General features: G+C 72.5%; 15 protein-coding genes. 9 read left to right on the top strand and 6 right to left on the bottom strand.

Annotated features, from left to right (window positions below):
• The first annotated feature begins 1 nt into the window (after position 1).
• The 4 genes from AC5JJ1_RS04050 to AC5JJ1_RS04065 all read left to right on the top strand — a co-directional run bounded on the left by AC5JJ1_RS04050 (position 2) and on the right by AC5JJ1_RS04065 (position 4,134).
• On the top strand, positions 2–1,144 hold the full coding sequence (locus AC5JJ1_RS04050; RefSeq protein WP_495783830.1) for an iron-containing alcohol dehydrogenase: 1,143 nt from the start codon (positions 2–4) through the stop codon (positions 1,142–1,144).
• A gap of 96 nt (positions 1,145–1,240) precedes the next feature.
• Positions 1,241–2,356: an LLM class flavin-dependent oxidoreductase gene (locus AC5JJ1_RS04055; RefSeq protein ID WP_495783831.1), complete on the top strand. Its 1,116-nt coding sequence runs from the start codon at positions 1,241–1,243 to the stop codon at positions 2,354–2,356.
• 37 nt (positions 2,357–2,393) lie between these two features.
• Positions 2,394–2,606: a hypothetical protein gene (locus tag AC5JJ1_RS04060; protein WP_495783832.1), complete on the top strand. Its 213-nt coding sequence runs from the start codon at positions 2,394–2,396 to the stop codon at positions 2,604–2,606.
• 148 nt (positions 2,607–2,754) lie between these two features.
• Positions 2,755–4,134 carry an FAD-dependent oxidoreductase gene (locus AC5JJ1_RS04065; RefSeq protein ID WP_495783833.1) on the top strand — a complete coding sequence of 460 codons (1,380 nt, stop codon included), beginning with the start codon at positions 2,755–2,757 and terminating at the stop codon, positions 4,132–4,134.
• A gap of 2 nt (positions 4,135–4,136) precedes the next feature.
• Here the strand turns inward: AC5JJ1_RS04065 and AC5JJ1_RS04070 are convergent, their stop codons facing one another.
• Complete coding sequence (locus AC5JJ1_RS04070) at positions 4,137–5,378, bottom strand: NAD(P)/FAD-dependent oxidoreductase (RefSeq protein ID WP_495783834.1); 1,242 nt, start codon at positions 5,376–5,378, stop codon at positions 4,137–4,139.
• A gap of 244 nt (positions 5,379–5,622) precedes the next feature.
• Here AC5JJ1_RS04070 and AC5JJ1_RS04075 point away from each other — a divergent pair, with 244 nt between their 5' ends.
• Entirely contained in the window at positions 5,623–5,778 is a 156-nt protein-coding gene (locus AC5JJ1_RS04075) for a hypothetical protein (RefSeq protein ID WP_495783835.1), read from the top strand.
• Here the strand turns inward: AC5JJ1_RS04075 and AC5JJ1_RS04080 are convergent.
• Positions 5,775–6,179 carry a nuclear transport factor 2 family protein gene (locus AC5JJ1_RS04080; protein ID WP_495783836.1) on the bottom strand — a complete coding sequence of 135 codons (405 nt, stop codon included), beginning with the start codon at positions 6,177–6,179 and terminating at the stop codon, positions 5,775–5,777. The two genes, AC5JJ1_RS04075 and AC5JJ1_RS04080, sit on opposite strands and share 4 nt — an antisense overlap.
• Before the next feature lie 54 nt (positions 6,180–6,233).
• Here AC5JJ1_RS04080 and AC5JJ1_RS04085 point away from each other — a divergent pair, with 54 nt between their 5' ends.
• Complete coding sequence (locus AC5JJ1_RS04085) at positions 6,234–7,109, top strand: isocitrate lyase/PEP mutase family protein (protein ID WP_495783837.1); 876 nt, start codon at positions 6,234–6,236, stop codon at positions 7,107–7,109.
• On the top strand, positions 7,109–7,828 hold the full coding sequence (locus tag AC5JJ1_RS04090; protein ID WP_495783838.1) for a haloacid dehalogenase type II: 720 nt from the start codon (positions 7,109–7,111) through the stop codon (positions 7,826–7,828). Before AC5JJ1_RS04085 ends, AC5JJ1_RS04090 begins: the two co-directional genes overlap by 1 nt.
• Positions 7,829–8,005: 177 nt before the next feature.
• Here AC5JJ1_RS04090 and AC5JJ1_RS04095 read toward each other — a convergent pair whose 3' ends face one another.
• The 3 genes from AC5JJ1_RS04095 to AC5JJ1_RS04105 form a co-directional block, all read right to left on the bottom strand.
• Positions 8,006–8,230 (bottom strand): hypothetical protein, encoded by a 225-nt coding sequence (locus AC5JJ1_RS04095; protein ID WP_495783839.1) that lies wholly within the window; start codon positions 8,228–8,230, stop codon positions 8,006–8,008.
• 64 nt (positions 8,231–8,294) lie between these two features.
• On the bottom strand, positions 8,295–9,095 hold the full coding sequence (locus tag AC5JJ1_RS04100) for an NUDIX hydrolase (protein ID WP_495783840.1): 801 nt from the start codon (positions 9,093–9,095) through the stop codon (positions 8,295–8,297).
• 5 nt (positions 9,096–9,100) lie between these two features.
• On the bottom strand, positions 9,101–10,099 hold the full coding sequence (locus tag AC5JJ1_RS04105; protein WP_495783841.1) for a Bug family tripartite tricarboxylate transporter substrate binding protein: 999 nt from the start codon (positions 10,097–10,099) through the stop codon (positions 9,101–9,103).
• Between the two features lie 125 nt (positions 10,100–10,224).
• On the opposite strand from AC5JJ1_RS04105, the gene AC5JJ1_RS04110 reads away from it, so the two are divergent.
• Both AC5JJ1_RS04110 and AC5JJ1_RS04115 read left to right on the top strand, forming a co-directional pair.
• On the top strand, positions 10,225–10,944 hold the full coding sequence (locus AC5JJ1_RS04110; protein ID WP_495783842.1) for a DUF1028 domain-containing protein: 720 nt from the start codon (positions 10,225–10,227) through the stop codon (positions 10,942–10,944).
• Positions 10,945–11,000: 56 nt separating this feature from the next.
• Positions 11,001–11,648, top strand: coding sequence for a histidine phosphatase family protein (locus AC5JJ1_RS04115; RefSeq protein ID WP_495783843.1), 648 nt, complete (start codon positions 11,001–11,003; stop codon positions 11,646–11,648).
• Here the strand turns inward: AC5JJ1_RS04115 and AC5JJ1_RS04120 are convergent.
• Positions 11,645–12,109, bottom strand: coding sequence for a GatB/YqeY domain-containing protein (locus AC5JJ1_RS04120; protein WP_495783844.1), 465 nt, complete (start codon positions 12,107–12,109; stop codon positions 11,645–11,647). The genes AC5JJ1_RS04115 and AC5JJ1_RS04120 overlap by 4 nt on opposite strands.
• Positions 12,110–12,158: the final 49 nt, after the last annotated feature.

Consider the following 12,158-nt stretch of genomic DNA (forward strand, 5'->3'; position numbering starts at 1 on the left):
GATGACGCTTCACGCCTGGCCTGCCCAGCAGCGCGTCCGCCATGGCGAGCCCGTGGCCGAGGCCCTGCCACCCGAGCTCGCGGATTGCGGGCGCGTGGTGCTCGCCACCACCCGGTCGCTGGCCCGCAGCCGCATCGCCGAGGCGACGCGCGCCGCCATCGGGGCCAAGCTCGCCGGCGAATTCGCCACCATGCGCGCCCATTCCCCGGTGGAGGACGTCCTCGCCCTCGCCGCCCTGCTCCGCGAGACGCGGGCCGACCGCGTGGTGGCGCTCGGCGGCGGCAGCGTGATCGACGGCTCGAAGGTCGCCTGTGCCGCGGTCTGGCGCGGCCTCGCCGACCCGGCCGCGCTGCTCGGCCTCGCCACCTCTCGCGGCGCCAATGCCGAGCAATGGGACGAGCCTGGCCTCTCGCCCCGCATCACCGCCGTGCCGACCACCCTTTCGGCCGCGGAATTCGCGCCGCATGCCGGCTTCACCGACATCGCGGCCGGGCGCAAGTACCGCGCGCTGCACTCGATGCAGGTGCCGATCGCCGTGGTGCTCGACCCGGCGGCGACGATGGAGACGCCGGGCGAGCTGCTGCTCTCCTCCGGCATCCGCGCCGTCGACCATGCGGCGGAGCGGCTCTGCGCGCTGGAGCGCGCGGCCTTCTCCGACGCCGTCTCGCGCCAGGCGCTGGAGATGCTGGCCGTGGCGCTGCCCGCCATCCACCGACGGGGCGACGATCTCGAGGCCCGCGCCGCGGCGCAGCAGGCCATGTGGCTCTCCGTCATGGGCGGCTGGGCCGGCGTGCCGGTCGGGGCGAGCCATGGCATTGGCTACCTGCTCGGCGGCGGGCGGGGCGTGCCGCATGGCATCACCTCCTGCCTCGGCCTGCCGGCGGTGATGCAGTGGAACGAGCCGGCCAATGCCGCGCAGCAGCGGGTCGTCGCCGACATCCTCGGCGGCGGCACGGCGTCGGAGGCGCTGCGCCGCTTCATCCGCGGCCTCGGCCTGCCGACGACGCTCGGCGAGGTCGGCGTCGCCGAGGCGGAAATCCCGGCGCTGGCGGCGAAATGGGATGGCGGCCCGCCCATCGCCACCAACCCGCGGAAGGTCAACGGCACGGCGGATGTGGAGGCCATCCTGCGGTTGATGGTGTAGCCGCTCACGTTTGGTTGTGAGCTTCGGGCTTGCGCCGCGCCCGCGCGTGGCGCCAGCATCCTCCGCAACCGGCACCAAGCCGGAGAGGAGGACGCCATGGAATTCGGCTATTTCATGATGCCGTCTCACCCGCCGGAACGCGGGCTGAAGGAAGGGCATGACTTCGACCTGCAGGTACTGCGCTGGCTCGACGAGCTCGGCTTCTCCGAGGCCTGGGTCGGCGAGCACCACACCGCGCCCTGGGAGCCGCACCCCTCCCCCGACCTGCTCATCGCCCAGGCGCTGAAGGAGACGACGCGGCTGCGCATGGGCCCGGGCGGCTTCCTGCTGCCCTACCACCACCCGGCGGAGCTCGCCAACCGCGTCGCCATGCTCGACCACCTCTCGGAGGGGCGGCTCAATTTCGGCATCGCGGCGAGCGGCCTGCCGAGCGACTGGGCGATGTTCAATGTCGACGGCATGTCCGGCACCAACCGCGAGATGACGCGCGAGGCGCTCGACATCATCCTGAAGCTCTGGACGCAGGAGGGGCCCTTCCACCACGACGGCAAGTATTGGAAGGTCGACAAGCCCGACACGATGTTCGGCTTCCTCAAGCCGCACATCAAGCCGCTGCAGGCGCCGCACCCGCCGATCGGCGTCGCCGGGCTCTCCAAGAATTCCGACACGCTGAAGATGGCGGGCGAGCACGGCTTCCTGCCGATGAGCCTCAACCTCAACCCAGGCTATGTGACGAGCCATTGGGACAGCGTCGAGGCCGGCGCCCGCAAGTCCGGCCGCACGCCGAGCCGGCGCGACTGGCGCCTGGTGCGCGAGGTCTTCGTCGCCGATACGGATGAGGAGGCCTGGCGGCTCTCGGTCGGCTCCATGATGGGGCGGATGATGGGCGAGTATTTCCTGCCGCTGCTCTCCAATTTCGGCTTCAAGGAATACCTGAAGCACAGCCCCGAGGTGCCGGACAGCGACGTCACCGTCGAGTACTGCGCCCGCCGCAACTGGCTGGTCGGCTCGCCGAAGACGGTCGCCGAGCGGCTGGAGCAGATCTACGAGGAGGTCGGCGGCTTCGGCCAGCTCCTGGTCTTCGGCTTCGACTACCAGGATAACCCGGCCGCCTGGCGCAACTCGCTCCGCCTGCTGCAGGAGGAGGTGCTGCCGCGTGTCTCCCACCTGACGCCCGCGGCACCCACACCGGCGCTGGCGGCGGCGCAGTAGCTTGCATCGGAGCGGGCGGAGAACCACCTCCAGGGGCATGAAGCCGCTCCTGGTCGCCGCCCTGCTCCTCCCTCTCGCCGCCTGCGGCCCCGGCGGGCTTCAGGCAGGCGGCGAGTATTCCGGCCAGCCCGACACGGTGATCGGCAATACCGAGCGCAACATGGCGACCGGCGCGGTCACCAGCGAAGGTGCCGTCTATGTCCGCCGCCAGGGCTACCTGACGACGCCGGCGGACCGGCTCCGCTACTAGCCCCGGCCGATCCGCGCCAAGGCATGATCCACGGTCACGGGATCGCGGATCATGCGTCAGCCTGTTGTCCTGCCGCATGACTCCAGCCTTCGGCGGTCATGCTCTAGGCTCGCGCCTCACATCCATCATCGAGGGGAAGCAGGCGGCCATGGCGGAGCACTACGACATCCTCGTCCTCGGCGGCGGCAAGGCCGGCAAGACCCTGGCGATGGACCAAGCCAAGGCCGGCCGGCGGGTCGGCATGGTCGAGGTCGGGCTGATCGGCGGGTCCTGCATCAACATCGCCTGCATCCCCAGCAAGGCGCTCATCCGCAGCGCCGAGGTGGCGCATCTGGTGCGCCACGCGGCGGAGTTCGGCACGGAGGCCACGGACGCCGCCACCAGCATGGCCTGCGTCGCCGCGCGCACCGCCGAGGTTGTCGCCGGCATGGTGGAGTTCAACGCCAATGCCTTCCGGGCGAGCGGCCTCGAGCTGCTGCTTGGCTGGGGCCGCTTCGTCGAGCCGCGCGTCATCGAGGTGGACGGACGGGAGGGCGTCCGGCGGGTCACGGGGGAGCGGATCTATCTCGACCTCGGCACCGTGGCGGAGATGCCGCCCGTGCCCGGCCTCGCCGATGCGGCGGCGCTGACCCATGTCGAGGCGCTCGCGCTCGACGTGCTGCCCAGCCGCCTCCTCGTCCTCGGCGGCGGCTATATCGGCCTCGAGATGGGGCAGGCCTTCCGCCGGTTCGGCGCCGAGGTCACCGTCATCGAGCGCGGCGAACGGCTCGCCGGCCGCGAGGATCCGGACGTCTCGGCGGCGCTGCAGGCGCTGCTCGAGGCCGAGGGGGTCGAGCTGGCGCTCGGCGCGCGCGACATGGTGGTGGAAGGCCGCTCCGGCGAGCAGGTCGCCATCCGGCTCGGCGACGGCCGCAGCTTCGAGGGCTCGCACCTGCTGGTCGCGGCGGGGCGGCGGCCGCGGACCGAGGGGATCGGGCTCGAGATCGCCGGCGTCGAGCGCGACGCGCGCGGCTTCATCCGGGTGGACGAGCACCTGCGGACCAGCGCGCCGGGCATCTGGGCCTTCGGCGAGGCGGCAGGCACGCCGATGTTCACCCATGCCGCGCTGGACGACTATCGCGTGGCGAAGAGCGGCATCCAGGGCGGCGGCCGCAGCACCGCCGACCGGATGATCCCCTATTGCGTCTTCACCGACCCGGAGCTGGCCCGCATCGGCCTCGACGAGGCCGAGGCGCGCCGCCGCGGCATCGCCTACCGCCTCGCCACCCTGCCGATGGGTGTGGTGCCGCGGGCGCGCACCCTCTCGCAGCGCCGCGGCTTCATGAAGGCGCTGGTCGCGGCGGAGGATGACCGCATCCTCGGCTTCACCATGCTCGGCGCCGCAGCGGGCGAAGTGATGAGCGTGGTGCAGATGGCGATGCTCGGGGGGCTGCCCTACACCGCGCTGCGCGACGGCATCCTGGCGCATCCGACGCTCGCGGAGGGGCTGAACATGCTCTTCGCCAACCTCCGCGCGCCCGCGGCCTGAGCTCAGGCGAAGCGCTCCACCGCGAAGGGCGCCAGGTCGAGATTGGGCGCCGGCCCCAGCATGGCCTGCGCCAGCACCGCGCCGGTCGGCGCCGATCCCGTGAGCCCCAGATGCCCATGGCCGAAGGCGCACCACAGCCCCGGCCAGCGCCGCACCGGGCTGATCACCGGCAGGCTGTCCGGCAGGCAGGGGCGGTGGCCCATCCAGAACCCCTCGGCGCCCTCCACCCGCGCCTGGGGGAAGGCCATGCGCAGGTCGCGCAGCAGCAGCTCCGCCCGGCGCGGCGTCGGCGGATGGTCGAGCCCGCCGAATTCCACCGTGCCGGCGATGCGCAGCCCCTCCTCCATCGGCGAGATGAAGGCCTTGCGGTCCGCCGGGATCACCGGCCGCTGCAGCGAGATGCCGGCATCCGCCAGCATGACGTGGTAGCCGCGCTGGCTCTCCAGGGGCACGCGGATGCCGAGCGGCGCCAGCAGCCGCGCCGACCAGGCGCCGGCCGCCAGCACCACCGCATCCGCCGCGACCGGGCCCGCGGCGGTGGCGACGCCCGTCACCCGCCCCTCCCCCGTGGTGATCGCCTGCACCGTCTCCTGCCGGATCGCGCCGCCCAGCCGCTCGATGCCGCGCGCCACCACCTCCGCCTGGCGGCGCGGGTTGAGGCTGCTGCCCTGGTCGGGGATGAAGACGCCGAGCGCGTAGTCGCCCCGCATGTCGGGCTCCAACTCGCGGATCGCCTCGGCGCCCTCGAGGAATTCGAGACGCATCCCGTGCTGTTGGCGCAGCGCCCAGCCCGCCGCGTCCTTCGCGTAATGCGCGCGGTCCCGGTAGAGGTAGAGCTGCCCGGTCTCCCGGATGAGGTCGAGCGCGCCCTCCTCGGCGAGGATGCGCCGGTGCTGCTCCATGGCGCCGAAGAGCAGGCCGGAGAGCGCCTCGGCGATGGCGGCGACGCGGGCCGGGCGGGCGTTGGCGACGAAGCGCGCGAGCCAGGGCGCCGCCCGCAGCGCGTAGCGGGCGGGGAGGTGCAACGCCCCCTCCGGGTCGAGCAGCATCCCCGGCACCTGCCGCAGCACGCCGGGCATGGCGAGCGGCGCGACCGAGCCGGCGCTGAGCGCCCCCGCATTGCCGGAGGAGGCACCGCCGCCGGGCGGCCCGCCATCCAGCACCGTCACCGCCGCGCCGCCGCGCGCGAGGTGCCAGGCCGTGCAGAGGCCGACGATGCCGGCGCCGATGACGATGATTCGCATGGGCCGAGCCTCCGCCCTGAGCCGTCGCCGCGCAACCCGCTGCTCGCCATTCCGGGCACAGCCGAACCGGGTGAAGGGTCAGGACAGGTGGATTGCGGGCGATGCTGCGCCGAGGATTGGTGGAGTTGGCCCTGTTGCTGCCGCTCTGCCTTGCCCGGGCGGAGGAAGCGGCAGTTCCGCCTAAGGTCCTCGATTTTATACCCGTGCCGGCCTGCCCCGCCGCGCCGGCGGCGGGCGCATGCGGATGGTCGTCATTGACGAGCGCCCGCACGAGGCCGAGCGCCATCGTCTGCCGCGCGACGTGCCGCTGCGGCGCTGGCTCGCCCGCCACGGCGCCGATTGCGGCCCGGTCTGGAACCGGGTCGCGGCGCCGTCGCTCGGCCTGTGGCTGGAGCCCTAGCCCTCGCGCGTCTCGAACCGGTAGACCTTGCTGACGATGCGCCAGCCCTCGCCCGTCCGGTTGAGCACGAGGTAGTCGGTGAAGTAGCGCGGCGGCAGCTGGCAGGCGACCTTCACGAAGGCGGTCTCCGGCCCGCTGATATCCATCATCAGGATCCGGTCGTCGCGGGCGAGGCCGCGGCTCGCCGCCGAGGGGCGGTTCCGCACCATCTCGAACCAGGCCTCCCGGGGGAGGTCCTCCACGCCGCCATCCTTCGCCCAGTAAAGGTGCGAGACGGGGTGGAAGGCGGCGGCCAGCTTCTCCACGCTGCCCTCGTAGAGCCCGTCGAAGTAGGTCTGGATCACCGCCTCGATCTCGGCGACGGCGCTGGCCGCCGTGGGTTTTCCGCCTGCGTCCGGCATGGGATGCTCCTCCTCGAACGGCACGAGCCTAACCGAGGAGGAGCACTCACCGCCATGGCCCATCCGAGCCTGAAGGCCGCCTTCGAGGCGGGACGCTTCGTCGTCGCCCCCGGCATCTTCGACATGATCTCGGCGAAAGTAGCGGATGGGATGGGCTTCACCAGCCTCTATGTCACCGGCTTCGGCACGGTCGCCAGCCATCTCGGCGTCGCCGATGCGGGCATCGCCACCTATACCGACATGGTCGGGCGCGTCGGCGCCTTCGCCCGCGGCTGCCGCACGCCGGTCGTGGCCGATGCCGATACGGGCTATGGCGGCCTGCTGAACGTCCGCCACACGGTGATGGGCTACGAGGCGGCGGGCGTCACCGGCATTCAGCTCGAGGACCAGGAGATGCCGAAGAAATGCGGCCACACGCCGGGCCGCCGCGTCATCCCCGCCGAGGAGATGGTGCTGAAGATCAAGGTCGCGGCCGAGGCGCGGCGGGACCCGAACATGCTCATCGTGGCGCGGACGGATGCGCGGACGACGCTCGGCCTCGAGGAGGCGATCCGGCGCGGGCAGGCCTATGCCGAGGCCGGGGCCGACGTGATCTTCATCGAGAGCCCGGAGAGCGAGGCGGAGATGCAGGCGATCGGGAAGGCGATCAGGAAGCCGCTGCTCGCCAACATGGTCGAGGGCGGGCGGACGCCGATCCTCCCAGCGAAGCGCCTCGCCGAGATCGGCTATGCCATGGCGATCTATCCGGCGGTCGGCTTCCTCGCGGTCGCGGCGGCGCTGGAGCGGGTCTATGGCCACCTCAAGGAGCAGGGCGACAGCCATGCGCTGCCTGGCTCCGAAAGCTACGGCTTCGGCCGCATCTGCGAGCTGATGGGCTTCCCCGAGGTGTGGGAGTTCGACAAGAAGTGGGCGCAGCCGGAGGGGAAGTGATGTTCGAGCATGTGAAAGCCCTCGTCTTCGACGTCTTCGGCACCGTCGTCGACTGGCGCGAGGGCATCGCGCGGGAGGCGGGGCCCTTCCTCGCGCGGATCGGGCGGGGCGACATCGACCCGCACGCCTTCGCCGATGCCTGGCGGGCGCGCTACCAGCCGGCGATGGAGGAGATCCGCAGCGGCAGGCGGGGCTTCACCCGGCTCGACGTGCTGCACCGGGAGAACCTGGAGCAGGTGCTGGAGGCGCATGGCATCGCGCCGGCCGAGATCGGCGAGGCGGCGCTCGACGCGCTGAACCATGCCTGGCACCGGCTCGACCCCTGGCCGGAGGCGGTGGCGGGGCTCACCCGGTTGAAGCGGCGCTTCATCATCGCGCCGCTCTCCAACGGCAACATCGCGCTGATGACCAACATGGCGAAGCGCGCCGGCATCCCCTGGGACGCCATCCTCGGCGCCGAGGTGGCGCAGGCCTACAAGCCGGACCCGCTGGCCTATCTGCGGACGGCCGAGGTGCTCGGCATCCGGCCGGCAGAGCTCTGCCTGGTCGCGGCGCATAATGGCGACCTGCGTGCGGCGCGGGCGGCGGGGCTCGCCACCGCCTTCGTGCCGCGGCCGACGGAGCATGGACCGGGGCAGACGGGCGACCTGGCGCCTGGCGAGGCCTGGGACGTGGTCGCGCGGGACTTCCAGGACCTGGCGCACCGGCTGGGCGTCTGAGCAGGATCCGCAGGGCGCGGACAAAATCCCCTCCGGCGCGTCCGGGCAGGCCTTGGACGGGCGCGGAGGGATGGGCGCAGCTCCGGGGTTTATAGGACTGTCATCCTATTCGTTCCGAATCCGGAAGGTAAGGCGGAAGTTCCCCGGTATCCGCCAGCGCCCTTCCGCCTGAACCCGTCAGCGCGTGCCGGCGCGGCCGGGCTGGTTGCCGCTGCCGACGCCGCCGGCGCCGCCGGGCTGCACGGGCGTTGGCACCCCACCGCCGGTCGACATGCTGTTCACCGAGCCGGTGGGCGAGGCAGCGGTGGGAGCCAGGGGCTCGCCGGCCGGCCGGCCACCGGAATTCGAGCAGGCTCCGAGTGCTGCGGCCAACGCCGCGATCCCCAACAACTTGACGATCATGAACCCCTCCTTGCTGTCGGACGACGCTGACGTAACCGAGACGGCGCAGGAAAGTTCCGCCCGCCTATCCCGCGGTCCGCACCTGCGGCACCATCGCCCGCATCCCCGCCGGGAAGAGCGGGCCGCCATAGCCGGCCTCGACCGGGATGCGGAGCATCTTCCGGCCCTCGGCATCCACCTCCAGCACCGGCTGGACCGTGACGACGGGGCGGCCGGCGGCACGCGACAGCGCATCGCCCAGGCTCTGTGCCTCGGCCAGGCGGAGGAGGTTTAGCCGGGTCGGGAAGAGCAGGGTGCGCTGGCCAGCCTCCGCCTCGGCCAGGGCCTGGGACGGGGAGATCCAGACGCTGTCCACCCCCTCATGCCCGTCATGCGTCGCCTCGTGGCCGCCAGGGGCGGGAGCGAGGAAGAAATGGGTGTCGAAGCGCTTGGAGAGGTCGGCGGGCGTGACCCAATGGGCGAAGGGGACCAGCACGTCGATGTCCGGACGCAGACCCTCGGCCTGGAGCAAGGCAGCGAAGCCGCTTCTCCCGGCATTCAGCGCCTCGCGGTGCGCGAGGGCGATGGCGGCGCCCTGGGCGGGGTCCAGCGCCGCGCCAGATTCGGTGCGGGCGAGGAGCAGGCCACTCTCCTCGAAGGCCTCGCGGATGGCGGCGACGCGGAAGGCGGCGAGCGGGTCCGTGCTGCCGAGGCCGGCGGCAATTTCCGCATCGGCCGCATCGACGCTGCCGCCGGGGAAGACCAGGGCGCCGGCGGCGAATTCGATCTCGCGGTGGCGGACGACCATGAAGGTCTCGGGGCCGGAGGGGCCGTCGCGCAGCAGCAGGACGGTGGCGGCGGGGCGCGCGGGGACGGGTTCGGGCAAGCGGGCTACTCCGTGCGGATGCCGGCGGCCTGGATGAGCGGGGCCCAGCGGGCATGCTCGGCCTGGAGGAAGGCGGCGAAGTCGGCGGGGCTGCCGCCGACGATCTGCGAGGCCTGGGTCTGCTCGATCACCCGGGCGACCTCGGGCTGGCGAAGGGCGGCGTTGAAGATGCCGTTGGCGGCCTCGACGAGCGGCTCGGGCAGGCCGGCCGGCGCCATGATGCCGTGCCAGCCCTGCGCCTCGAAGCCGGCGAGCGCGGGGCCGCCGGCCTCGGCGATGGTCGGGACATCGGGCAGGAAGGGGTGGCGCTGCCGCCCGGCCACGGCGAGCGGCCGCAGCTTGCCCTCGCGGATGAAGGGCAGGCTCGTCGAGACGGTGATGATGCTGCTGCTGGTCTCGCTGGCGAGCAGGCTGCGGGCGACCTCGGCGCCGCTGCGATAGGGAACGGGCGTCATGGCGATGCCGGTGCGGCGCAGCAGCAGCTCCTGCGCCAGGTGGCCGACATACCCGATGCCGGGATGGGCATAGACCATGTCGCCGCGGCGGCGGGCGAGGTCGAGGAAGGATGGGAGGTCGGCCGCGGGCAGGCTGGCGGGGACCAGCAGGACGAGCGGCAGGTTGATCAGGTGGCAGATCGGGGTGAAGGCGCGCATCGGGTCGTAGCCGAGGCTCGGCTGCAGCTCCCGCCCGATGGCGTTGGGGGCGAGGTCGGCCATCATCAGCGTGCTGCCGTCGGGGCGGGCCTGGGCGACGACGGCGCCGGCGATGGTGCCGCCGGCGCCGGCGCGGTTCTCCACCACCAGGGTCTGGCCGTTGGCAAGCCCCGGGAAGGCATTGGCGACGGTGCGGGAGAGGGTGTCGATCGCGCCGCCGGCGCCGAAGGGGACGATGAGGCGCACCGGACGGTCCGGCCAGGGCGTGGCCGGCTGCGCGCGGGCGAGCATGGGCAGGGCGAGGCCGCCCAGGAGCGTGCGTCGGTGCAGCGCATGGGGCGCTTGCGGCATGGGCGTGACCTCCCCGATCATGGCGCCGGGCAGGGTGCCGCCGGGGCGCAGCGGACGCAACCGCTGGCGGAATCGGGACGATGGAATATGATTCAGCTCCGGTTTGAGAGGAGAAGACGACCCGCATGACTTGGTCCATCGTCGCGCATGATCCGGCGACCGGCGCCTTCGCCGTGGCCGTGACGACCTGCGCCTTCGCGGTCGGGGCGAGCTGCCCCTTCGTGCGCTCGGGCGTGGGCGCCGTCTCCACCCAATCGATGACCAACCGCTATCTCGGGCCGGCGGTGCTGGACGGGATGGCACGCGGCCTGTCGCCGACCGCGGCGATTGAAAGCGCCCTGGCCGGGGATGAGGGGCGCGGCATCCGGCAGATCCATGCCGTCGACCGGCATGGGCGGAGCGCGGCCTGGACCGGGCAGAATTGCGTCGAGTGGTGCGGCGACCGGCCGGGGCAGGGCTTCTCCGTGGCCGGCAACATGCTGGCCGGCGAGGCGGTGCTGGCGGATACGGTGGCGGCCTTCGTCACCCGCGACGACCTGCCGCTGCCGGAGCGGCTGGTGGCGGCGCTCGAGGCCGGGGATGCGGTGGGGGGCGACAGGCGCGGGCGGCAATCGGCGGCGCTGCTGCTGACGACGACGGAGGACTTCCCCGACATCAACCTCCGGGTCGACGACCATTCGGAGCCGCTGGGCGAGCTCGGGCGCCTGCTCGGCATCTGGCGGCGGGAGCGGGAGCCGGGGCTCCGCGACCAGCCGCGCAAGGCGAACCCGTCGGGCTGGATCGACCTGGATGCGATCGAGGCCAACTGGCGGCGGAAGGGCTCGACCCTGCGGTTCCGGCGCTAGGGCATGGTCCGCGACCACTGGATTGCGGATCCAGCTCCAGCCTGTTGCTTCGTCGCATGATTCACGCCTCCGGCGATCATGCCCTGGGCCAGCGGGGCATGCCGGGGCAGCAGGTCTACTTCGTCACCCACCCCGATGTGCTGATCGACCCGGCGGTGCCGGTGCCGGACTGGCCACTCTCGCCCCGGGGGCGGGAGCGCATGTTCCGGGCGCTCGCCCTGCCCTGGGTCGCCGGCCTGGGCGCTGTCTGGTGCAGCGCGGAACGCAAGGCGCGGGACGCGGCGGCGATCCTGGCCGGGCATCGCGGGCTTCCGGTCGAGGTGCTGGCGGAGCTCGGCGAGAATGACCGCTCGGCCACCGGCTACCTGCCGCGGCCGGAGTTCGAGGCGGTGGCCGACCGGTTCTTCGCCCATCCCGAGGAAAGCATCCGCGGCTGGGAACGGGCGGCGAATGCGCAGAACCGGATCATCGGCGCGGTCGAGCGGGTGGTGACGGCCTCGGCGGGCTGCGGCGGCGACATCGCCATCCTGGCGCATGGCGGGGTCGGGGCGCTGCTGCTGGCCCGGCTGCGCGGCGAGCCGATCAGCCGGCGGCACGACCAGCCGCCCGGCCAGGGCGGCCATTACTTCGTCTTCGCGGCCGCGACGGGGCGGCTGCGGCAGGGCTGGATCGCCATCGACCCTCCAACCCCTGCCCCGGGCTAGCCGCCGAGCGCGGCCTTCACCAGCGGGCCGGCCTTGGCCATGTCGAGGCTGGCGGCATGCTTCGCCCGCAGCACGGCCATCACCTTGCCCATCTCCTTGACGGAGGTGGCGCCCGCCTCGACGATGGCGGCCTGCACGGCGGCCTGCATCGCCGCCTCGTCCATCTGCTGGGGGAGGAAGCCCTCGATGACGGCGATTTCCGCCTCCTCCTTCTCGGCGAGCTCGGGGCGGTTGCCCTGGCGGTAGAGCTCCACGCTCTCGCGCCGGCTCTTCGCCATGCCGCGGAGCATGGCGGTGATCTGATCGTCCGGGACCTTGTCGACGCCTGAAGGGCGGGCGGCGATGTCGACGTCCTTCAGCTTCGCCAGGATCATGCGGAGGGTGGAGGTGCGGGCCGTGTCCTTGGCGAGCATCGAGGCCTTGAGGGACTCGGTGAAGCGGCTGCGCAGATCCTCGGCCATGGAAATGTCTCCGACTCTAGGGGATGGGGGCTGTAGCATGGGGCAGGAG

Source organism: Belnapia sp. (assembly GCF_059504005.1).